At 59.0% G+C, this 21,438-nt stretch carries 22 protein-coding genes, 3 pseudogenes and 1 riboswitch; of the genes and pseudogenes, 14 read left to right on the top strand and 11 right to left on the bottom strand.

Annotation, left to right across the window (positions count from 1 at the left end; translation table 11 throughout):
- The first annotated feature begins 524 nt into the window (after window positions 1-524).
- The 5 genes and pseudogenes from LXM96_RS15700 to LXM96_RS15680 all read left to right on the top strand — a co-directional run bounded on the left by LXM96_RS15700 (window position 525) and on the right by LXM96_RS15680 (window position 5,092).
- Window positions 525-1,693 (top strand): annotated as a pseudogene (locus LXM96_RS15700) (ABC transporter substrate-binding protein).
- A gap of 51 nt (window positions 1,694-1,744) precedes the next feature.
- The gene (locus tag LXM96_RS15695; RefSeq protein ID WP_239999496.1) at window positions 1,745-2,602 is read left to right on the top strand and encodes a branched-chain amino acid ABC transporter permease; all 858 of its coding nucleotides are present in this window, start codon (window positions 1,745-1,747) and stop codon (window positions 2,600-2,602) included.
- A gap of 74 nt (window positions 2,603-2,676) precedes the next feature.
- Window positions 2,677-3,642: a branched-chain amino acid ABC transporter permease gene (locus tag LXM96_RS15690; protein ID WP_239999563.1), complete on the top strand. Its 966-nt coding sequence runs from the start codon at window positions 2,677-2,679 to the stop codon at window positions 3,640-3,642.
- Complete coding sequence (locus LXM96_RS15685; protein ID WP_239999495.1) at window positions 3,639-4,385, top strand: ABC transporter ATP-binding protein; 747 nt, start codon at window positions 3,639-3,641, stop codon at window positions 4,383-4,385. Before LXM96_RS15690 ends, LXM96_RS15685 begins: the two co-directional genes overlap by 4 nt.
- Complete coding sequence (locus LXM96_RS15680) at window positions 4,382-5,092, top strand: ABC transporter ATP-binding protein (protein WP_239999494.1); 711 nt, start codon at window positions 4,382-4,384, stop codon at window positions 5,090-5,092. The genes LXM96_RS15685 and LXM96_RS15680 overlap by 4 nt, the downstream gene beginning before the upstream one ends.
- 114 nt (window positions 5,093-5,206) lie before the next feature.
- Here LXM96_RS15680 and thiD read toward each other — a convergent pair whose 3' ends face one another.
- The 4 genes from thiD to LXM96_RS15660 form a co-directional block, all read right to left on the bottom strand.
- Window positions 5,207-6,004, bottom strand: coding sequence for a bifunctional hydroxymethylpyrimidine kinase/phosphomethylpyrimidine kinase (gene thiD / locus LXM96_RS15675; RefSeq protein ID WP_239999493.1), 798 nt, complete (start codon window positions 6,002-6,004; stop codon window positions 5,207-5,209).
- Window positions 6,001-6,636: a thiamine phosphate synthase gene (gene thiE / locus LXM96_RS15670; protein WP_239999492.1), complete on the bottom strand. Its 636-nt coding sequence runs from the start codon at window positions 6,634-6,636 to the stop codon at window positions 6,001-6,003. The genes thiD and thiE overlap by 4 nt, the downstream gene beginning before the upstream one ends.
- The gene (gene thiM / locus LXM96_RS15665; protein ID WP_239999491.1) at window positions 6,633-7,436 is read right to left on the bottom strand and encodes a hydroxyethylthiazole kinase; all 804 of its coding nucleotides are present in this window, start codon (window positions 7,434-7,436) and stop codon (window positions 6,633-6,635) included. Before thiM ends, thiE begins: the two co-directional genes overlap by 4 nt.
- 37 nt (window positions 7,437-7,473) lie before the next feature.
- Window positions 7,474-7,566: riboswitch (TPP riboswitch) on the bottom strand.
- Between the two features lie 78 nt (window positions 7,567-7,644).
- Window positions 7,645-9,330, bottom strand: a complete 1,686-nt coding sequence (locus tag LXM96_RS15660; RefSeq protein ID WP_239999490.1) for a glycoside hydrolase family 13 protein — start codon at window positions 9,328-9,330, stop codon at window positions 7,645-7,647.
- A 115-nt stretch (window positions 9,331-9,445) separates the two neighbouring features.
- Between LXM96_RS15660 and LXM96_RS15655 the strand changes: the two genes are divergently transcribed.
- Window positions 9,446-9,631 (top strand): hypothetical protein, encoded by a 186-nt coding sequence (locus tag LXM96_RS15655; protein ID WP_239999489.1) that lies wholly within the window; start codon window positions 9,446-9,448, stop codon window positions 9,629-9,631.
- A gap of 76 nt (window positions 9,632-9,707) precedes the next feature.
- On the opposite strand, the pseudogene LXM96_RS15650 reads toward LXM96_RS15655, so the two are convergent.
- The 3 genes and pseudogenes from LXM96_RS15650 to LXM96_RS15640 form a co-directional block, all read right to left on the bottom strand.
- Window positions 9,708-10,492: pseudogene (locus LXM96_RS15650) on the bottom strand (SDR family oxidoreductase).
- Window positions 10,493-10,563: 71 nt separating this feature from the next.
- On the bottom strand, window positions 10,564-10,971 hold the full coding sequence (locus LXM96_RS15645) for a metal-dependent phosphohydrolase (RefSeq protein WP_239999488.1): 408 nt from the start codon (window positions 10,969-10,971) through the stop codon (window positions 10,564-10,566).
- Window positions 10,964-11,341: a GFA family protein gene (locus LXM96_RS15640; protein WP_239999487.1), complete on the bottom strand. Its 378-nt coding sequence runs from the start codon at window positions 11,339-11,341 to the stop codon at window positions 10,964-10,966. Before LXM96_RS15640 ends, LXM96_RS15645 begins: the two co-directional genes overlap by 8 nt.
- Window positions 11,342-11,464: 123 nt before the next feature.
- Between LXM96_RS15640 and LXM96_RS15635 the strand changes: the two genes are divergently transcribed.
- From LXM96_RS15635 to LXM96_RS15625, 3 genes are all read left to right on the top strand, one after another.
- A complete protein-coding gene (locus tag LXM96_RS15635) occupies window positions 11,465-11,623 on the top strand; it encodes a YqaE/Pmp3 family membrane protein (protein ID WP_239999486.1) in 159 nt (52 codons plus the stop codon).
- A gap of 273 nt (window positions 11,624-11,896) precedes the next feature.
- Complete coding sequence (locus tag LXM96_RS15630) at window positions 11,897-12,772, top strand: TIGR02587 family membrane protein (protein WP_239999485.1); 876 nt, start codon at window positions 11,897-11,899, stop codon at window positions 12,770-12,772.
- A gap of 8 nt (window positions 12,773-12,780) precedes the next feature.
- On the top strand, window positions 12,781-13,191 hold the full coding sequence (locus LXM96_RS15625) for a TIGR02588 family protein (RefSeq protein ID WP_239999484.1): 411 nt from the start codon (window positions 12,781-12,783) through the stop codon (window positions 13,189-13,191).
- An 8-nt stretch (window positions 13,192-13,199) separates the two neighbouring features.
- On the opposite strand, the gene pobA is transcribed toward LXM96_RS15625, so the two are convergent.
- Window positions 13,200-14,369 (bottom strand): 4-hydroxybenzoate 3-monooxygenase, encoded by a 1,170-nt coding sequence (gene pobA, locus LXM96_RS15620; protein WP_239999483.1) that lies wholly within the window; start codon window positions 14,367-14,369, stop codon window positions 13,200-13,202.
- Window positions 14,370-14,471: 102 nt separating this feature from the next.
- On the opposite strand from pobA, the pseudogene LXM96_RS15615 reads away from it, so the two are divergent.
- Window positions 14,472-15,317 (top strand): annotated as a pseudogene (locus LXM96_RS15615) (helix-turn-helix domain-containing protein); the annotation flags it as partial.
- A 42-nt stretch (window positions 15,318-15,359) separates the two neighbouring features.
- On the opposite strand, the gene LXM96_RS15610 reads toward LXM96_RS15615, so the two are convergent.
- Window positions 15,360-16,616, bottom strand: coding sequence for a glycerate kinase type-2 family protein (locus LXM96_RS15610; RefSeq protein WP_239999482.1), 1,257 nt, complete (start codon window positions 16,614-16,616; stop codon window positions 15,360-15,362).
- 125 nt (window positions 16,617-16,741) lie between these two features.
- On the opposite strand from LXM96_RS15610, the gene LXM96_RS15605 reads away from it, so the two are divergent.
- On the top strand, window positions 16,742-17,071 hold the full coding sequence (locus tag LXM96_RS15605; protein ID WP_239999481.1) for a hypothetical protein: 330 nt from the start codon (window positions 16,742-16,744) through the stop codon (window positions 17,069-17,071).
- On the opposite strand, the gene LXM96_RS15600 is transcribed toward LXM96_RS15605, so the two are convergent.
- Window positions 17,068-17,508 carry an Lrp/AsnC family transcriptional regulator gene (locus LXM96_RS15600; protein WP_239999480.1) on the bottom strand — a complete coding sequence of 147 codons (441 nt, stop codon included), beginning with the start codon at window positions 17,506-17,508 and terminating at the stop codon, window positions 17,068-17,070. The two genes, LXM96_RS15605 and LXM96_RS15600, sit on opposite strands and share 4 nt — an antisense overlap.
- A gap of 114 nt (window positions 17,509-17,622) precedes the next feature.
- Between LXM96_RS15600 and rocF the strand changes: the two genes are divergently transcribed.
- The gene (rocF, locus tag LXM96_RS15595) at window positions 17,623-18,543 is read left to right on the top strand and encodes an arginase (protein ID WP_239999479.1); all 921 of its coding nucleotides are present in this window, start codon (window positions 17,623-17,625) and stop codon (window positions 18,541-18,543) included.
- Complete coding sequence (locus tag LXM96_RS15590) at window positions 18,543-19,610, top strand: ornithine cyclodeaminase (RefSeq protein WP_239999478.1); 1,068 nt, start codon at window positions 18,543-18,545, stop codon at window positions 19,608-19,610. Before rocF ends, LXM96_RS15590 begins: the two co-directional genes overlap by 1 nt.
- Window positions 19,611-19,620: 10 nt before the next feature.
- Here LXM96_RS15590 and pcaQ read toward each other — a convergent pair whose 3' ends face one another.
- Window positions 19,621-20,547: a pca operon transcription factor PcaQ gene (gene pcaQ, locus LXM96_RS15585; protein WP_239999477.1), complete on the bottom strand. Its 927-nt coding sequence runs from the start codon at window positions 20,545-20,547 to the stop codon at window positions 19,621-19,623.
- A 92-nt stretch (window positions 20,548-20,639) separates the two neighbouring features.
- On the opposite strand from pcaQ, the gene pcaD reads away from it, so the two are divergent.
- Window positions 20,640-21,437 carry a 3-oxoadipate enol-lactonase gene (gene pcaD / locus LXM96_RS15580; RefSeq protein WP_239999476.1) on the top strand — a complete coding sequence of 266 codons (798 nt, stop codon included), beginning with the start codon at window positions 20,640-20,642 and terminating at the stop codon, window positions 21,435-21,437.
- Window position 21,438: the final 1 nt, after the last annotated feature.

The raw sequence follows: 21,438 nt of genomic DNA, 5'->3' as shown, positions 1-21,438 counted from the left end.
CCGTCAGGCATGCCCACAAAGAAGATTGTCATCTGCCATGCATTTCCGTAGCGGACGGTGTGCAATCCGGCCGGCGGGGCAAACGCCGCGAAATATCCTGACTGCGGTTATCACGTATAGCTGTTCAGGCAAATAGAAAGCGCTTTCGGACGTGGAACACCTCGAAAGCTGGCTAAATCCGGATGATGCGCCTATGGCGTGTCATATTGACAGTAGCTGTATACAGGCCATAGGCTGAAGGCCGAAAAAGGGAGGTGTCGCCGAGCTTGGAGGAGCTTGTTGGTGCCACGTTCAACTGCCGTGAGTCCCAATGTTCCCTTAAAGGCTCGACAGGGAAAAACGGCGAGCACGAAACGGTGCTGCGAGGTCGGCAGGAAAACTGCGCGCTGTATACATCTCGGCGGTGTTGGGCAGGTGTTTCCTGAGCCGCAATCGCGGATAAGCTCACGAAGGCGGATCGTCGTGCCGTCAAAGGCGGCTTGGAGATGAAAGACGTTGGCATCGATTCTAGAGGAGGAGAAGGCATGCTCAACAGAAGAAGCTTTATTGCCGCCGCAGGTTTTGCGCTAGGATGCATAACGGCGCTTCCGGCACAGGCGCAAGAGGCGGTGAAGATCGGCTTGATCTTGCCCATGACCGGGCCATTTGCATCCAGCGGCCGGCAGGTCGAAGCCGGCGTTCGAGCGTACATTGCGCTCAACGGCGACGAGGTTGCCGGTAAGAAGGTTGAGCTGGTCCTTCGCGACGATGCCGGCACCGCGGACCAGACGCGGCGGATTGCGCAGGAACTGGTGGTCAATGAGGGTGTCAGCATGCTGATGGGCTTTGGCCTCACCCCCCTCGCCATGTCGGTGGCACCGGTCCTCAACCAGGCAAACCGGCCATCATCACTTCGGCCACCACATCGGCGATCATGCCCAAATCGGAATACTACGTCCGGACCAGCATGGGAGGACCACAGTCGGCGCTTCCCGTCGCGACTTGGGCGGTCGAGAACGACCTGAAGCGTGTCGTCACGCTGGTGACGGACTACGGTCCAGGTCACGACATTGAAAAGGGTTTCGTCGACCAGTTCAGCAAGGAGGGCGGCGAGATCGTTGAGTCTGTCCGCGTGCCGCTGCAAAATCCGGACTTTGCTCCGTTCCTGCAACGCGTGCGCGACAGCAAGCCCGACGCTGTCTTCGTCTTCGTGCCATCCGGTGTCGGTTCCCTGTTCATGAAGCAATTCGTCGAACGGGGCTTGGCCGACGCTGGCATCAAGCTGATTGCGACAGGCGACGTGACGGATGACGACCTACTCAATGGCATCGGCGAAGCAGCCAAGGGCGTCATCACTGGGCACTTCTACTCGGCCAACCATGATAGCCCGGAGAACAAGGCCTTTGTCGAGCAGGTGCGCAAGGACAATGACAACATGCGGCCGAACTTCATGGCGGTCGGAGGCTATGACGCGATGCACCTCGCTTATGCCGCCCTAGAGAAGACCGGCGGCGATACCGACGGGACGGAATTGATCGAAGCAATGAAGGGCATGGAATGGACAAGCCCGCGCGGCCCCATCATGATCGACCCGCAGACGCGCGACATCGTCCAGGACATCTACATTCGTGAGGTCAAGGAAGTCGACGGCGAGCTCTACAACGTGGAGTTCACCAAGTACGAGAAGATCCGCGATCCGAACGCTGCCCAATAAGGCAAATGGGCGGCCGGCCGGTGCCGGCCGTCCAAAAATGTTGGGGGCGTCATGCTGACAATTCTGTTCGACGGCATCGCCTATGGCATGCTTCTGTTCATCCTTGCCTGTGGGCTAACGATCACTTTGGGATTGATGAACTTCATCAATCTCGCCCATGGTGCCTTCGCAATGACCGGCGGCTACGTGACGGTCGTGATGATGAATCGTTTCGGCATCTCGTTCTACTGGTGCTTACCTGCGGCATTTCTGGCCAGCGCTATACTGGGGGGCGTTCTCGAGGCAACGCTCTACCGCCGCCTCTACCACGCGAGCCATCTAGACCAGGTGATATTCTCCGTAGGGCTGGTCTTCATGTCGGTTGCTGCCGCGGATTATCTCATGGGTGGCCAGCAGCAACTCATCCAGTTGCCGCCGGAATTGTCAGGCCGGACTGAGTTTGTTGGCGTGGGCATCGGCCGCTACCGGCTGTTTACGATCGTTGTCTGCGCCATCCTAGTGGTAACATTTCAACTGATCCTGGCTAAAACCCGTTTTGGAAGCAGGCTGCGGGCGGCAGTTGACGACCGGCGGGTGGCGATGGGGCTGGGGATCAATGTTCCGGCTGTTTTCGCGCTTACCTTCGCTTTTGGATCGGGTCTCGCCGGGCTGGGCGGCGCTATGGGCGCAGAGATCTTGGGCTTAGACCCGAACTTTCCGCTCAAGTTCATGATCTACTTCCTGATCGTTGTCGCGGTCGGCGGTACCTCAACGGTGAGCGGCCCCTTCCTGGCAGCGCTGCTACTTGGAGTGGCTGACGTGGCAGGCAAGTACCACGTACCCGCGATAGGGCCGTTCGTCATTTATGGATTGATGATCATCATGCTGATCTTGCGCCCGGCCGGACTCTTCGCGCGAGGTGGGCGATGAGCCTGCCGGTACAGGAAAGCGTCCAGACGGGTGCCGAAGAGCAGCATGTAGACCAATCGCGCGCGCACCGTCTGATGCAGCGACGAACGACCGTCCGTTCTTTCGAGATCCTCATATGGCTGGGGGCTCTGGCTACAGTCTACCTGCTGCCGTCCAAGATGCTGATCTTGACGGAGATCGCGATCCTGGCTCTTTTTGCTGTGTCTCTGGACCTCGTCTTGGGCTTTGCCGGCATCGTCTCGCTCGGTCACGCGGCCTTTTTCGGCCTGGGCGCGTACACTGCCGGGCTTTTTGCGCGGTATGTCACAGCAGAGCCGGTGGCCGGGCTTCTCGTAGCAGGTGCGGCGGCGGGTCTGCTTGGCTACGCAACCAGCTTTCTGATCTTGCGCGGGTCCGATCTGACACGGCTGATGACCACGCTTGGCATCGCGCTGATGATGGCTGAAGCTGCAAACCAGATGGCGTGGCTCACCGGCGGGGCCGATGGCCTGAGTGGCTTCAGTATCGACCCGATTTTCGGTCTTGTTCCCTTCGACCTTTGGGGAAGAAACGGCTTTATCTACTACCTTGTGGTTCTGTTCCTATCGACCCTGGTGGCGCGGCGATTGGCGTTTTCACCATTCGGGCTTTCGCTCAAGGCGATCAAGAGCAACCCGGTGCGGGCGGCCCTTGTTGGCGTGCCTGTTCGGCGCCGGCTGATCACTACCTATACAGTGGCCGCAGTGATGGCAGGCTTCGCTGGGGCCCTTCTTACTCACACCACATCGTTCGTCTCGCCGGACGTTCTGGCTTTTCACCGCTCCGCTGACGTGCTGCTGGTCCTTGCAATCGGGGGCACCGGCTATCTCTACGGCGGGATCTTCGGCGCCATCGGATTTACGTTGTTGAAGGACGCGCTGTCTGTCGTGACACCGCAGTATTGGATGTTCTGGATCGGTCTTCTGCTGGTGATCCTAGTCCTCGTCGGGCGGGCAAGGCTGACGCGCTGGGTTGATGATCTGGGCGAGCGTCTTCCTGGATTGAGGGGGACCAATCGATGACTGCGGTGCTGGAAACGCGCGACCTGAAGCGGCGGTTCGGTGCGTTCGTCGCCACCAACGACGTTTCTTTAAAAATCGAACGCGGTGCGCGCCATGCGCTGATCGGCCCGAACGGGGCGGGAAAGACCACTCTTGTCAATATCCTGACGGGAGTGCTTCCCCCGACATCCGGGCAGGTCCTTCTCGATGGGGAGGAGATCACGAACCTCCCGTCTCACACAAGAGTAAAGAAGGGCCTGACGCGGACATTCCAGATCAACCAGTTGTTTGCGGACTATACACCGTTGGAAGCAGTGATGTTGGCCATACTGGAACGAGAGGGGCTGGGAAGCCGTCTGTGGGCTGTTGTTGGCAGTTACAGAAAAACAGTGGACGAGGCCGCAGCCCTTCTTGCTCGTTTCGGGCTCGCTTCCGTCATGGCAGATCGCACCAACCGCCTCCCTTACGGTAAGCAACGACTGCTTGAGATAGCGCTTGCCTTCGCGTCCAAGCCGCGGGTGCTGCTGCTGGATGAGCCCGCTGCCGGGGTTCCGGAGGACGAACGCCATGAAGTACTTTCGATTGTTTCGGACCTGCCGGCGGATGTCACGGTGGTGCTGATCGAGCACGATATGGATCTGGTCTTCTCGTTTGCGAACAGGATCTCTGTCCTTGTTGCAGGGGCAATCTTCGCGGAAGGGACCGCCGCTGAGATCGCAGCGAGCCCTGACGTCAAGGCAGTCTATCTCGGAGAGTCTGCATGACGCCTCTGCTTTCGACACACAAGCTGTTCGCGGGGTATGGTGCTGCGGCAGTGCTTGCTGGCGTCGACCTGACACTTCAGGAAGGCAGGACGCTCGCGTTGCTTGGCCGGAACGGGACTGGCAAGACCACCCTTGTGGACACGTTGGCGGGTTTGACGACCCATCACAGCGGGACGATCCATCTAATGGGCCGTGACATCACACGCCTCCGGGCCGATCGGCGTGCTGCAGCTGGTATCGGATGGGTGCCGCAGGAGCGCAACGTCTTCAAGTCGTTGACCGTCGAGGAGAATCTGACCGCGATTTCGCGGCCGGGGCCCTGGACGGTTGAGCGGGTCTATTCCATGTTTCCGCGTCTCAAGGAGCGGCGGCGGAATCTGGGAAGCCAGCTGTCTGGTGGGGAGCAGCAGATGCTGGCAGTCGCTCGCGCCCTGATGGTGAACCCGAGGCTCCTGCTTCTCGATGAGCCTTTGGAAGGATTGGCGCCCATCATCGTCGATGAACTTATGATTGCTCTCCGTCAGATCGTCCAAGGTGAGGGGACGTCCGCCATCGTCATCGAGCAAAAGGCGCGGAAAATCCTCCCCCTCACTGATGAGGCAATCATCCTTGATCGGGGTGCGATCGTTTATCGAGGTTCCAGTGCCGAACTGCTTGCTGACGAGAGGGCAATGGGCCAGCATCTCGGGGTGGAGAAGGCGCTCTGAGTGCTACGTCGTGTTCCTGGCCATGCACACGCCAGCCGATCCCGACTTGCTCGCTGTCGAACGGGACGGTTCACGGAGAAAGGGAAAGCGTCAGCGATGTTCGCGCGTCAACCTTCACCACCACGGGTAAAAGTGGTGGACCGGCCCGTGCCCGGTACCAACCGAGAGATCGTCGGAACGTGAGATGGCAGCCAAGGTGTACTCCTTGGCAAGTTGAACCGCCCTGGCGGGGTTCTCGCCCTTGCCCAATTCAGCAGCAATGGCGCTCGAAAGCGTGCAGCCAGTGCCGTGAGTGTTGCGGGTAGTCTTTCTCAGGGCATCCAACCACATCAGCGAGCCTTCCTGCGCGAAGACGTCCGGACTCTCGGGCCCGTTTAGATGGCCACCTTTGACCAGCACCGCACGAGGCCCTAGGGCGAGCAGCCGTCTTGCTTGTGCTTCCATTTCCTGCCTATCGCGCGCCTCCTCTTCAGCAAGCAGTGCCGCGGCTTCCGGCAGGTTGGGCGTGATAACCGTTGCAAGTGGGAGCAGGCGGTGGTTGAGCGCGGCGACCGCATCTTCTGCCAAAAGCGAAGCGCCGCCCTTGGCAATCATGACCGGATCCAGGACAATCGGGACACTTGGAAATGCACCCAGAGCATCGGCAATGGCTTCCGCGATTTCTGCAGTGGCGATCATGCCGATCTTTACCGCATCCACCCGAACATCCGCGAAGACCGCTTTGATCTGATCGGCAACGAAGGACGGTGGAACCAGGTGAACGCCGGTTACGCCTTGTGTGTTTTGTGCCGTCAGTGCCGTAAGAACAGCCATACCGTAGGTGCCGCGCGCGGAAAAGGTTTTCAGATCCGCCTGGATGCCTGCCCCGCCGGATGGGTCGGAGCCTGCGATCGCGAGAACATTGGCGATCATCGTCTGCTCCTCCCAATTTCAGCGGCGATGGCTTTGGCTGCTGCCTGAGGGTCCGTTGTGCCGCAGATAGCGGAGACGACGGCCAGCCCCTCTGCGCCTGATGCCAGCACGTGTGCAGCATGCTCTGCCTTCAATCCTCCGATGGCGACCGCACGAACGGGTGCGGCCGCGATGACTTTCCGAAGTCCTTCGAAACCGATCGGGGCTTTGTGGTCTGGTTTGGTGCCTGTTGCGAAGACCGGGCCGACGCCGACGTAGTCAACGAGTTCCGGCTCGACTGCTCTTGCGAGTTCGACTGTCTCAACCGAAAGGCCAAGGATCATGTCGGGAGAGATTTGCTCGCGTACTCTTGCAACTTCCAAATCAGCCTGACCGACATGGACGCCATCGGCGCCGATAGCGATTGCCGCATCCACATCGTCGTTGACAATCAGCCGCACTCCTGTTCCCGCGAGGGCGGCCTTCAGGGCACGTCCGGCCTCGGTCATGGCGGCAGTATCGGCGGCTTTGTCCCGCAACTGTACCATCGTTACTCCGCCCGCGACAGCTAGCGTTGCGGTTTCTACCATGCCGAGCTGTCGACAGAGAATTGGATCCAGCACCAGATACAGGGAAAGGTCAAAAGTCTTCAAAGCAATCTCGTCCGTAGATTGGCGTCCAGCAGTTGGCCGCCGATGGAGGAAAGGGCGTCCAGGAACAACGGCTGGAAAGAGCCGGGTCCTTTAGCTTGTCTGCCGGCGGCCTCACCGCAAACGGCAAACAGGGCAAGTGCTGCAGCTGTCGCCTCGAAAGGGTGTTCGGGTACCGTTGCCGCAAAAGCACCGACGAGACAGGTAAGTGCACAGCCGAGCGCAGTGACTTTGGGCATGAGTGGAGAGCCACCTTCGATGGCGAGCGAACGATCCCCATCCGTAACGAAGTCTACGTCCCCGGTGACTGCCACAACACTGGCGTGCCGGCGCGCCAGCGCCTCGGCAGCCGAGCGTGCAGAAAGCGCGCTATCGCCACTGTCAACGCCTTGGCCGCGGAACTCTTCGCCTGCCAAAGCCAAGATCTCTGACGCATTGCCGCGAATAATTGTGGGCTTGAGTCCCATGAGCTCGTTGACAACGTCGCGGCGGAAACTTGTTGCATAGTGCGCGACTGGATCGAGTATCCAGGGCTTTCCTTCACGCCGAGCGGCGTTTGCCGCCTCACGCATGCCGGCAACACCACCTGACCAAAGGGTACCAATGTTGATGGTGACAGCGCCCGCAATGAGAGCAAACTCGCCGGCCTCCTCCTCGGCGCTCACCATCGCCGGCGAGGCGCCAGCAGCCAGCAAGACGTTCGCCGCAATGTTCATGGCAACATCATTGGTGATGCACTGAACCAGGGGGTTAGCCTGGCGCATCGCCGTCAGAAGTTCGCCACAGGAGGATTGTGTCGACATAGCTGCCCGTTTTCTTCAGCGGAGCAGACAAAGACTCAGGTTCGTCTTTGTGACTCCCTCCGCCAGCATGATCTGGTTCAGGTTCAAAGGGTGCTTCTCAGCCCGCGTGCGGACGCCCCTGTCTGCCGCTAGCTTTACAGCAAATGAACCGGTTGTCACCATCTCGTCTTTTGAAATGCAACAGAGTGTTGTGGGAATAGAGCTTCTGTTATCGACTGGTCTGGTGGGTGAGCAAGGCAAAGGCCTCGTAGGGGCGCAAGGTGATATTTTCCTCAATCGCGCCTACCCGATTGTAGTTACTTATCAAGCAGGTCCCTCTCTGCCGAAGCTCTTCCGGGATCGTCAAGGTGACCTCCTCGGGCCTGAAGTTGGCAACTACGACAAGCCGGTCTTGCTGAAGTGTCCGTGTGTAGATGAAGACATCAGGATGCTGGTCCAGCCAGGACTGGTAATGGCCGTAGACAATCACCTCATGCTGCTTTCGCAGGCCGATCAGCTTGCAATAGTGATTCCAGATGGAGCGTTCATCGGCGACCTGAGTTGCCACGTTGACTGTCGCGTGGTTTGGATTCAGCTCTATCCACGGCGAGCCAGTGGTGAAGCCAGCATTAGTGGCCGCGCTCCATTGCATGGGTGTGCGGGCGTTGTCGCGGCTGCTTTCGTTGGCACCGCGGATGAAGTCCTCGGACGACATGCCAGCCTCGACGTGAAGGCGGTGCATGTTGAGCGTTTCTATATCCTTGTACTGCTCAACGCTGGAGAACGACACGTTGGTCATCCCGATTTCCTCGCCCTGATATACGAAAGGGGTCCCCTTCATCAGGTGGACTACGGTCGCCAGCATTTTCGCCGACTCGACATGATATCGCGCCGCGTCGCCATAGCGGGAGACGGCGCGGGGGAGGTCGTGATTGCCCCAGAAGAGGGAGTTCCATCCGTCGTTCGCCAGCGCCAGCTGCCATTTGCCAAAGACTGCCTTCAACCCTACGAGGTCGAAGGGCTTTGCCTTCCACTTGCCGTAGGTCTCGTCCCAGTCCTGCGTGACATGCTCGAACTGAAACACCATCGAAAGCTCCCGCCTGTCATGCGCCGAATAGAGCAGTGCTGCGGCGGGCGTGGCGCTCCAGGCTTCGCCGACCGTTAGCACATCGCGGCTGCCGAAGGTTTCCCGGTTCATCTCCTGTAGATAGCTATGCAGGTGGGGTCCGTCGGTGGTGATCTCTGCGTCGACCTGCTTGCCGATCAGATCAATAACATCCATCCGGAAACCGGCGATGCCTCGATCGAGCCACCAGTTCATCATCTCGTATATCTCGGCACGCACCTTCGGGTTTTCCCAGTTAAGGTCCGGCTGGCGGCGCGAGAAGAGATGGAGATAATATTGTCCCGTTGCGGGGTCGAGGGTCCAGGCGGGCCCGCCAAAGGAGGAGGTGAGCGAGTTGGGAACACCGCCGGTGGAGGAGGGGTCGCGCCAGATGTAGTAGTCGCGGTAGGGATTGTCCCTCGACCTGCGGGCTTGCTCAAACCAGGGATGTTCGTCTGACGTGTGGTTTACCACGAGATCGAGCAGGATGCCGATGCCACGCTTGCGCGCCTCCGACACCAGCCGATCGAAATCCGCTAAGCTGCCGAATTCCGGAGCGATCCCTCGATAATCGGAGATGTCGTAGCCATTGTCATCCATGGGTGAGGTGAAAATCGGCGACAGCCAGATTATGGAGATCCCGAGCGACTGCAGGTAATCGAGCTTCGAGATGATACCCGGAATGTCGCCGATCCCGTCACCGTCGCTGTCGCAAAAGCTACGGGGATAGATCTGGTAGACGGTCGCGGCATGCCACCACTTGCGCTCAAACGTTCGTGCGTCTTGCGTCTTCAGGCGGGATGGCGTCATTGATGTCTCCGTGGGGCGCAGCCTGACGAACGCTGCACGCGAAGCTGGGTTCCGAATGCCGGAACATCAACGGCCTTGATTGGTTAGCCTAGTGAAACCAAGCAAGGAGGCCGAGATGAACAGCAAGCTCCCGCCCATCCCCGAAGAAAACCGCAGCCACAAGGGTCCCGGCGAGCCGGCCTCGGCTAGTGCGTCCGAGGGCCGGACCACGGACCCTAGTCAAAAGAACTTCGACAAGCAGGGGCAGCAGGGTAACAGCAAGATCAATACGACCAACCAGGGATATCAGCAGGATCGCTGACCTCTCGTCGTATGGAAGCCCTTCCTCTCTGGGAAGGGCTTTTCAAATTCTTAGGCTTGCATCATTGATGACGTGCCTACCTCAGCAGGCTTTGGGCCCCATCTACAAAGATCGGGACGCCGGTTACGTGCCGGGCGCGATGTGATGCAAGGAACAAAAGAACATCTGCAACGTCCATCGCCGCTCCGGGTATCCCCTCTGTCAGTGGAATGTCTCCTTCAGGCCAGTCAACAGGGACCGCGGTCTTATCTTCTTCACGTAGTTTAGTATTGTCGTCTATCTCGGTGTCGATCTTGCCTGGGCAGACAGCGTTGATGCGGATCTTGTGCTGACCGAGTTCGACGGCTAGTTGCTGTACAATCGCAACCTGTGCTGCCTTGGTCGCCGAATAGGCGGTGTGGCACCGGGTGAGGTGAACGTGCGGTTTCCGTTAATGGAAGAAACGATGATGATCGAGCCGCCGCCCTGGGCCTCCATGTGCGGGACGGTCAAGTGAAGCGTGAGGTAGGTTCCGCGCAGATTGATCCGGATTGTCTTGTCCCATTCATCCGGCGTGAGACTGTCGATCGGTGCCCAGACGCCGTTGATCCCGGCGTTGGCGACAACAATGTCCAGCCGCCCGTAGGCATTCAATAGCTGTGCCACCGCCGCCCGCAACGCCTCCTCGTCTGACACATCGGCTTCAAGAGCAACGGCGATCCCACCCTGAGCTTCAATCTCTTTCACCGTTCGATCCAATTCGCTTCGAGTACGGCCCAGAACGCCGACCTTGGCTCCTTGTTGAGCAAAGGTTACGGCAGTCGCTTTGCCGATGCCGGATCCGCCTCCTGTGACCAGTGCCACACGCGCCTGAAGTTCCATGCCTCTGCCTCCTGTTGCGGCACCTCGTCTCGAGGGCGCCGAACGAGCCATTGGGCTCAAAGTTCCGGCCTTCAGCAATCAAGGATGCGAAGGCCTGCCCGATACTTCTCCGGATCATGCCCCGTGCGCTCTGCCTCGACGAGATTGTCAGTCAGATCTGCACGTTTCACGGATCGAGCAAGATCGTTCTCGGCAGCTCGACGAACCAGGTCTTCGTGGCTCTCCCCTGGTTTTTTGGTTAGAGCGTCGACAGCAAGCAAAATCGCTTCCGGGAAGCCCTCCTTACGCAAGCGTGCCAGCGTCCACTCTGGAGCCTTCTCCACCACGTCGTGAAGCCAAGCGACAGTTTTCTTTTCTCTGCCCGATACGCTCGCCGCGACGCGTGCGACATGTTCAAGGACGAGGCCGCCCGTCTTTTTAAGCTGGCCTTGGTGTGCCTGAGTGGCGATATTCTGCGCTTTTTCCAGAAGGTCACTCACCGCGATCCTCCTCGAACTGCTCAAGCCCTGCGAGGGGATGTAACCATGTTTCCCGGCGCTTCACCCAGATCTCGTAGGTGGGAGCAAGGTCAGTCGGAGCCATATCAAGAGACCCGAGGCGTACTTCCACTTCACCGTCCTGCGGATTGAAAAGGCGCGAGCCACAGCTTCGACAAAACCCACGTCCGCCGAAGATTGCTATCTCTCCCGCGGTTTCGAACGAGTGGGCAGGCCACACCGCAAAGGTGACGAAGGCAGAGCCGCTTTCCTTCCGGCAAACGGCGCAATGGCATAGTCCTACCCTGAGCGGCGGGCCTTTGACAGAATATTTGACGTTTCCGCAGAGGCAGCCGCCAGAGCGAATGATCATGATTGCCTCCTGTTGCGGCTACAACGTTCCCTTCTGTATTACGTTCCTGCAGCCTCCTCGCCGTTGAACCTGTGGCGACCTGGCACGTTGTCATTCCTCCAATCGACGACGGAGGACCATCCGATGGACATCATTCGCATTCTTCTGGCCATTCTGCTGCCGCCACTCGGGGTGTTTCTCCAGGTGGGCTTGGGCCTGCATTTCTGGCTCAACATCCTGTTGACCCTGTTCGGATGGCTGCCCGGGATCATTCACGCTTTGTGGGTCATTCTAAGGAAATAGGTAATTAAATCGAGCCTTGAGGGTGAGGGTGGATGCTGCTTCAGGCTGATTCTGGCGCACACATTGTAGGGCTCCGGAAGCGTCACGTAGTTGAGGCGGCGCCAAGGCCGCGGCGCCTGAAGCTGCTTTGTCCAGAACCAATGCGCCTGTCGTGACACCCCGTGGATGCTACACGTCCGATGCCATCAGCCTCTGGCTTGACGAAGTGCTGTTGCCGGTTACCTTTTCTTCATCGGGGCGAGGCCGATAGTCGCGTGGAGAGGCTTCATCAGCATGGTAGTCGGGGACGGGCGGCAAAACGAGAGACGTCAAATTGACGCCGATGCAGATCGCCTCTTGAAGGGCGTCGCGCGAGGCGCGGCCGGTGCCCTCATCTTCGGTCTACCTATGCTCATGACCATGGAGCTTTGGTTCCTCGGGTTCTACATGGAACGATACAGGCTGCTTATCCTGCTGCTTGCCAATTTGCCGCTGCTTGTCGTCCTGGCGCACCGGATTGGCTTTGAAGAAACGTTCACGTGGAGCCAAGCGCTTCGTGATGCAGTCATTGCCTATGGTATCGCGATCGCGATGAGCGCAGCGGTACTCACTCTGCTCGGGATAGCGAAGCTCGGTATGCCCCCTACCGATATCGTGGGAAAGATAGTGATCCAAGCAGTCCCTGCCAGCATCGGCGCGCTGCTAGGCCGGTCTCAGTTAGGAGGAGAAGATCAAAGCTCTTCCGCAGGCGACGACCAGAACGAGAATGATTTCTCCACCAGCTACGGTCGAGAGCTTTTCATGATGGCCATTGGAGCGCTCTTTCTCAGCCTCAACGTCGCCCCTACCGAAGAGATCATTCTCATTTCATACAAGATGACGCCTTGGCACGCTACTGCGACCGTGGCTCTTTCGATTCTTGTAATGCACGCCTTTGTCTATGCTGTTGCCTTCCGCGGCGCCCATCAACTCACTGTCGGAACACCGCGGTGGCACGCCCTCATCAGGTTCACCTTGCCGGGTTATGTTGTTGCGCTTTTGATGAGCCTCTACGTGCTCTGGACCTTGGGGCGTCTGGACGATACCACTCCCGCGCAAATTTTGATGTCTGCGATCGTTCTTGGATTTCCGGGTGCCGTCGGTGCCGCTGCGGCGCGGCTAATTCTTTAGAGTTCGAAATGACCGTCACGTCAAAGTCCAGGAGTACCGAATCCACTCAACCGCACTGGCTGGAGTGGCTTGTAGGCGCGGTCTCTGCTGTCCTTATCATAGCCATGACGGGTTGGATTGCTGGTGAAGCGATCCTTCATCAGGAGACGGCGCCCGAATTTCGCGTGGAGAACCTTGCAACGCAGGTTGTGAAAGACGGATTTCGCGTCGAGTTTGAGATTTTCAATGACGGTACTTCCACAGCCGCCGCCGTGAAGGTCAGGGGCGAATTGATACGCGGGGGCCAGGTAACGGAAACTGCCGAAACCACCTTCGACTACGTTCCCGGACGGTCGAGTTCTAGAGGCGGTCTCTTCTTTTCGCAAAGCCCTGCTGGCGGAGACATCCGGATTCGTGCGTTGGGGTATACGGAGCCATAGGCCGCACCTTAATATGGCAGCCCCACGTAGTTTTCCGCGAGAGCCGTCGATGCCGCCCGCGATTGAACGAGATAGTCCAGTTCCGCCTCCTGGACCTTCCGGCTGAAAGCGTCCGTGTCGGGAAATCTATGAAGCATCATCGTCATCGACCACGAAAAGCGTTCCGCCTTCCAGACTCGCTTCAGGGCTCGTTCCGAATAGGCGTCAATGCCGGAGCGCGACTTTTCGCCAAAGAACTCCTGTAGACCCTCGAAAAGATAGTGAACGTCGCTGGCCGCAAGGTTGAGTCCTTTTGCACCCGTCGGCGGTACGATATGGGCTGCGTCTCCGACCAAAAACAAGCTGCCAAACCGCATCGGCTCTGCCACGAAGGATCGCAGCGGCGCGATAGACTTCTCGAACGAAGGTCCGCACACCAGGGGTTCCGCTTGTTCGGCGGGAAGACGGCGGCGCAATTCATCATAGAAGCGATCGTCGCTCCACTCGTCGATGCACTCGTCCAAACTGCATTGGATATAGTAGCGGCTGCGGGTGGAAGATCGCATCGAACAAAGCGCAAAGCCGCGTGGATGATTTGCGTAGATGAGCTCGTGACTAATTGGCGGCACGTCGGTCAGGATACCGAGCCAGCCAAACGGATAGACTTTTTCGAAGGTCTGTATAGCGGCTTTGGGGACCGACCTTCGGCTGACGCCGTGATAGCCATCGCAGCCCGCAATCAAGGCGCAGTCGATCCGGTGCGTGGTGCCGTTCTTCTTATAGGTGATATGAGGTTGGTCGCCGTCGAAGTCGTGCAGAACCACATCGCCCGCTTCGAAGATCGAAAGCGCACCGCTTGCTTCGCGTTTGTCCATAAGGTCGCGGGTGACTTCGGTTTGGCCGTAGACCATAACGCGTTTGCCGGTAAGCCCAAACAGATCAATGCGCTTTGTCCGACCGTCGAAAGCCAGGGAAACTCCCTCGTGTGGGAGCCCTTCTCTATGCATGCGTTCACCGGCCCCAGTGCGATCCAGCAAACCAACCATCCCCTCCTCGAGGACGCCGGCGCGCACGCGTGAAAGGATATGATCCTTGCTGGCCCTGTCGATGATGATGTTGTCTATGCCGGCATTGGTCAGCAGTTGACCGAGAAGCAGGCCAGACGGACCAGAGCCGATAATTGCAACTTGAGTGCGCATCACACCTCCCCAACGAGTTGGCAAATGCTAATCGGCACACCATCGGCGGGAAATGGACTTTAAGGTCTTCCCGTGGGACAAAACGAACATCGAGAAGAAAGGATGAGAGTGAGCACCCACGTCCCCACCTATGGTCTTTACGGTGAGCAGATCTCTCAAAGCCCCGATTTCTGGATCCATTGCGAAACGATCGCCGCGCGCAGCAGTGCGTATCGATGGGAGATTGGTTTGCATCGCCACGAGAACTTCATCCAACTCTTGTACATTTGCGATGGCGTCGGTGATGCTTTGCTCGAGAGCGGAAGGGTGCCTTTGACGCCACCCTGCATTATGTTGATGCCTCCCCGGGTCAGTCATGGCTATCGCTTTTCCCATGATGTGAAAGGTATAGTCATCACTGCTGTGGCTGATCATCCACGCATCGCCGCGGATGATCATCTGCGCGTCGCCACGAGCTTAAAGGATCCGCAGTTGGTCAGCCTTCGTGCCCATGGTGACGGGGCCTATCTGGAAGCCACGATCAACCGAATTGCAGAAGAATTCGAAGCGCGCAGACTGGATGGAGATGATCTGATCCAGCTCCATCTCGCCACATCGCTTATGCTTCTTGGTCGACTTGCCGCGCCGCGAGACCGGATGCTGGAAGACCCTCGTCAAGCGAAGGTACAGGCTCTCACCGAAATGATCGTGAGGAGCTTTCGTACCCGCCTCCCCGTGGCGGAATATGCCCGCAGGCTTAATATGTCAGCCACGCACCTCAATCGCGTCGCACGGGAGGTGACAGGATCAACCGTTCATGACCTGATCATGTCGCGGGTGATGGATGAGGCGCGCCGGGCTTTGGTGTTTACACCTGCTACCATCCAGCAAATTTCGGGCGATCTCGGCTTTGCGGACGCAGGTTACTTCACGCGGTGTTTCCGAAAGAGGACTGGGTGGACCCCAGGCGCCTTTCGCCGCGCGGAGCGCCAGAGGCTGAATGGATCGGCCTCATCGAATGATGATAGCGCGGAAATCGTTCACATTGGTACCCGTAGGGCCAGTGAAGAAGAGGTCGCCGATTGCTTCGAACCCGGAGTAGCTGTCGTGGCGGGACAGGAGGGTCCGTCCGTCGATGCCTGACGCCCTCAGGCGTCTGATGGTTGTGCCGTCGCAAAAGGCGCCGGCATTGTCTCCAGTGCCGTCAATGCCGTCGGTATCCGCAGCAAGTGCCATCACCTCGTAACCATCGACGGCAAGCGCCAGCGCCAAAGCGAATTCCGCGTTGCGTCCGCCTCTGCCGCTCTGCTTGTCCAGGGTGACGGTTGTCTCTCCACCTGAAAGCAGCACGGCAGGAGCTTGGAACGGTCGCCCGCGAGACGCAACCTCTCGGGCGACCGCCGCATGTACAAGGGCGACGTCACGCGCCTCGCCCTCGACTGAGTCCGACAGGATATGAGCCTGGAGACCATGCTTTCCGGCCAGACTTGCCGCGGCCTCCAAGGATAGGCCTGCTGAGGCAATGACATGGTGTTTGTTGCGGTCGAACGCGGGGTCGTCTGAATGTGGAGCATCCGCTGAGGAGGAGTGCAAATGCCTCAGAACCGCCTCCGGCAGTTGGACTCGGTATTGCGTCACCAGGTTCAGGGCATGCTCTCGTGTGGAGGGATCCGGGACGGTAGGGCCAGAGCCGACAAGGGCAGGATTGTCACCTGGGATGTCCGAGACGATGAGCGTTACGACACGGGCGCGGGTGGCGGCGGCAAGGCGGCCGCCCTTCACGGTTGAGAAGTGCTTGCGGATCGTGTTCATCACTCCGATCGGAGCACCGGAGGCAAGCAAGCTTTCGTTCAGTGCCACCTCGTCAGTGAGTTCGAACCCTGCCGGCGGAGCAGGCAATAGAGCCGATGCGCCCCCACAAATCAGTGCGATCACCAGATCATCTGCATTAAGCTCCCGAACCTCACGGAGTAGCTCGGCGGCCCCTGCAATCCCTGCTTCGTCGGGAACCGGATGAGCGGCCTCGATTATCCGAATGTTTCGGGTTTGGCAGCCATAGCCATAACGGGTGACAACCGTCCCGGAAAGCGGTCGAGGCCACAAGCTTTCGAGAGCAGCAGCCATCTGCGCAGCTCCCTTTCCGGCGCCGATAACAACCGTGCGGCCTTTTTCGGGAGCCTGCGGCAAATGCCTGCGGATCCCCTCCAGCGGATCAGCTGCAGCGACGGCGGCTCGAAAAAGATCAGCCAGTACCTCCCGGTCGTGCATTCGTTCTACTCCTTACGTCTGGTGAAGGACGGGTTCCTGACACGAAGCGCACTCGCCCTTGCCGGAACCAACTCCTCCGTCGAGGGGTTTGTCTTGCGACATTCTACGGAGAGGAGCACGAGAGCATGAGCGAACATCTCACGCAAGCCAGCTACCCTGGCGAAATCGCCATAGGGAACGAACGCGCACCTGCCTCGTACAAGATCAAAGCGGTCAAAGGTGATGACGGAGCCATTCGCGTCTCGCTCAGTCTGACTGCTCCACGCGACTGGCTCCTGAAACATGGGTTTCGACATGAAGCGACCCTCTTTCGAAAGAACGGTTCAGCTGTTCCAGTTCATTTCGAAGAGACGTTGAACGTGGCCGACAACGTAGCGGTTACGCTTCACGCCGACGAGGTCGTCTGCCGGACCACAGAAGATCTCCATCGGGCATTCCCGGAAACTTGCAACTAGGCCAAGCGGGCCTTGGTGCTCCGTGGCGTTGCGAGCAGGAGGCTCGTTTCGCTGGCTGTGATCCCGGGGATCAGCCGTATGCGCCGTAGTATCGCGTCGAAGCTGGTTAACGTCGGGGCACTCAATTCCACGATCAAGTCCCACCTGCCATTGGTGGTGTGGATGGACGAGATGTCAGGGAATGCTCCCAGTGACGCGATAACGCGATCGGTCACACGCCCTTCGATTTCGATCATCATTATACCACGAACGGGCGCTTCCACTGCGTCCGACCGCAGGATGACAGTGTAACCAATGATGCTGCCATTCTTCTCCAGCCTGCCGATGCGGCTGCGTATCGTTGCACGCGACGTGCCGGTCTCAATTGCCAAGTCGGAGATGCTTCGCCGGGCGTCGTGCCGGAGAAGCGCAATCAGCTTTTCATCAAGCTCGTCCATCTCAAATTGAAGCCGCCTCCCTACCATTTTGGCAAGATTTCCCTCGATATATGGCAAATCATCCTGTTCAATCTGCCGCGTGCTTGTGATGTCCTCGTCGTGAAGGAGAACAGGATGCATTGCAAGTTAATTGGTGTTCCGTTGCAGGAAGGCGCTTCTCGCCTTGGATGCGAGATGGGGCCAAGCGCGCTAAGGGTGGCCGGTCTCGCCCATGCCCTTCGCGAGCTCGGCCATCAGGTCAGCGATCTTGGCAATATTCAGCCGCCCAATGCCAAAGAGGCTGAGCATTCCAATCAAGCAATCCACCATCTTGGGGAGATCATTGCCTGGACAGAACTGCTGACGCAGGTCGCCTACAAGGAAAGCGTCGATGGCGCGCCAATCTTTCTTGGCGGTGATCACGCCCTTTCAGCGGGAACGGTCGCGGGGCTTGCCCGGCGGGCGGCAAAAATGGGCCGGCCCCTTTTCGTGCTCTGGCTCGACGCCCACACCGATCTTCACACGCTGGACACGACCGAAAGCGGCAACCTGCATGGGGTACCGGTCGCCTACTTCACGGGTCAGCCCGGCTTTGAAGGCTTGTTCCCGCCTGTGTCCAACCGCGTTGATCCAGGTAATGTCTGCATGATCGGCATCCGCAGCGTGGATCCGGCAGAGCGCTCTGCAGTCGCCAGGAACGGTATCACGGTTCACGATATGCGAGCCATCGACGAACACGGCGTAGCGGCTTTGTTGCGTGGCTTCCTCAAGCGCGTTGAACAGGCCAATGGACTGCTGCATGTCAGCCTCGACGTCGATTTTCTTGATCCTGCCGTCGCGCCGGCCGTCGGCACCACCGTTCCTGGCGGGGCGACCTTCCGCGAGGCGCATCTGGTGATGGAAATGCTGCACGATAGCGGCCTCGTTTCCAGCCTTGATCTTGTGGAACTCAACCCGTTTCTCGACGAAAGGGGACGGACCGCGACGCTGCTCGTCGACCTGACAGCCAGCCTGATGGGTCGAAAGGTCCTCGATCGACCGACGAGGAGCTTCTGATGGCGACCGAAAACCTGAACCTGGTGCCCTTCGTCAGCGTCGAGAACATGATGGATCTGGTACTGGAGATCGGCATCGATCATTTTCTCGCGGAGCTTGCCCGGTACATCGAGGAAGACTTCCGGCGCTGGGAGAACTTCGACAAGACGCCACGCGTTGCCTCTCACTCGGCGGAAGGTGTGATCGAACTCATGCCGACGAGCGACGGCCGCCTCTACGGCTTCAAGTACGTGAATGGGCATCCGAAGAACACTCGAAGCGGTCGCCAAACGGTGACCGCTTTCGGCGTTCTTGCCGAAGTGGAGAGCGGCTACCCGCTGCTTCTTTCGGAGATGACAATCCTGACGGCACTTAGGACCGCCGCGACCTCCGCAGTGGCTGCTCGTTATCTCGCGCGCACCGATTCCACGACCATGGCGCTGATCGGCAATGGTGCCCAGAGCGAATTCCAGGCGCGTGCCTTCAAAGCCCTGCTCGGCATCGACACGCTCCGGCTTTACGATCTGGACCCGTCGGCGACAGAGCGTTGCAGGCGCAACCTCTCCGGGCTCGGCTTCAACATCATCGCTTGCGGCACGCCAGAGGAGGCTGTGGAAGGCGCCGACATCATCACCACCGCGACGGCCGACAAGCAAAATGCCACCATCCTCACCGACAACATGGTCGGGCCAGGCATCCACATCAACGCCGTCGGTGGCGACTGCCTGGGAAAGACCGAGCTGCATCGAGACATCCTTCTGCGATCCGATATCTTCGTTGAATACCCACCGCAAACCAGGATTGAGGGCGAGATACAGCAGCTGGCTGTCGATCATCCGGTAACGGAGCTTTGGCGGGTGATATATGGCGAGACTGAGGGCCGTCGATCTGAGGGGCACATCACGCTCTTCGACAGCGTGGGTTTCGCGACCGAAGACTTCTCCGCCTTGCGCTATGTTCGCGACAAGCTGGCGGGGACCCGGCATTTTACGGAGCTCGATCTTCTTGCAGACCCCGACGAGCCCCGGGACCTCTACGGCATGCTGCTTCGCCGCGATGCGCTGCTGAAACACCAGCAAAGCGCCTAAAGCTCGTGTGTCAGCTGCGCGGCACGATCTCTTCGGCCGCTTGGCGGATGGTCTGCATCAAGATGGCCTGAGGTGCCGAGGTCGGTATGTCTGCCTTGAGCGTAAGCCCCACCGGACCTTTAGTTTCGCTCGTGTCGACGGGTAAGGCGCAGAGTAGCTCTTCTGCCAAGTCGTCCGAGATGACCCCTTGCGAAATGATCCAGACCGCATCGCTCGAACGGGTGAAGGCGCGTCCGAAGGCGTGCGATACTGTCTCCACTTGCAGCGGCAGCCGACCGATGCCGTTAGCGATCAGCAACTGCTCGACATAGGGCCGGATCACCGAGCCCCGGGTCGGCATCAGCACCGGGTATTGCTCCAGCGTCTCGAAGACTGATCCGCCCCTTGCGAGCAGCGGATGGCCGGGACGTACGGTGAAGACGACTTGTTCGGAATAGAGGTGCTCAAAAGAGAAACCCGTCATCTTCTCCGGTGCCGCAAGCCGTCCAACGACCAGATCCAGGTCCCCGACCCGCAACTGCTCCAGCAGAACTGCATTCTCGCCGGTGACGATCTTGATGCGGCTGCCCGTCTTTTCCTGAAGGAAGAGTGTCATCGCGCGCGGCATGATCCGCGTTGAGACTGTCGGCAGAGCGCCAACGCGGACGGGCGGAGCGGCATCGGACAGTTCCTGTGAAACCGAATCCAGCCCTTGCCTCAAGGCGGTTATGGCTGCGCCTGCGTGCCGAAGAAAGACCTCGCCGTAGCGCGTGATGCGGATACCGCGGCCTTCCCGCTCGAAGACGGGTACGCCGAGTGCCTCTTCAAGTTCGCGGATCGTCTTCGTCACCGCCGGCTGGCTGACATGCAGCAGTTCCGCCGCCTTGACGACGCTCTTCTGGCGCGCAACTTCTAGAAATGTATGCAGATGACGAAATTTGACGCGGGAGTCGATCAACAGTCATAACCCATGAGTTAAGGAAAACGGCTTCAAAGTCATTTTACCTAACCAGTTCCGTGCGGCAATGTCTTTTGGGGAGGAGATGAGACATGCAGTTTGTACGCATCAACGCCGTCACGATTGCCTATCAAGTGACGGCGACCGATCCCGATAACCCAGTGCTCGTGCTGATCAATTCGCTCGGGACAGACAGCCGGATTTGGCATCTGGTGGTGCCGAAGCTGGCCGAAGATTTTACTGTGGTGACCTACGACAAACGTGGCCACGGGCTTTCCGACCTCGCCAGTCCGCCCTACGGCATAGGAGATCATGTTGCCGACCTTGTCGGGCTGCTCGACCATCTGGAGTACTCCGACGTCGTATTGTGCGGTCTCTCCGTCGGTGGCTTGGTTGCGCAGGGACTTTATGCACAGCGCCCGGACTTGGTGAAGGCGATGGTGCTTGCCGATACGGCACATAAGATCGGCACGCCTGAGATGTGGAACAAGCGGATCGCCGCGATCGAAGACGGTGGCATCGCGTCCATCCTCGACGACATTATGGTCCGCTGGTTTACGGAGCCGTTCCGTCGGCCGGACAATGCAGCCTACAGCGCCTATTGCAACATGCTGCTTCGCCAACCGACCCAAGGTTACACCGGGACCTGCGCTGCGATCCGCGACGCAGATTTCACCGAGGAGGCTCGGACGATCCGCGTGCCGGTTCTTTGCGTGGTCGGTGATCAGGACGGCTCGACGCCTCCGGATCTCGTGCGGTCTCTGGCGAACCTCATCCCCGGCGCTCAATATGAAGTGATCGAGGGTGCAGCGCATATTCCTTGCGCCGAAACACCGGCGGCGTTCGCGGCCGCCGTGAGAAGCTTCATAATCAACGACGTCAAGGACTGAG

It is taken from the genome of Rhizobium halophilum, assembly GCF_021648825.1.
Taxonomy (GTDB): domain Bacteria; phylum Pseudomonadota; class Alphaproteobacteria; order Rhizobiales; family Rhizobiaceae; genus Neorhizobium; species Neorhizobium halophilum.
This window is presented reverse-complemented; position numbering and strand designations above follow the sequence as displayed.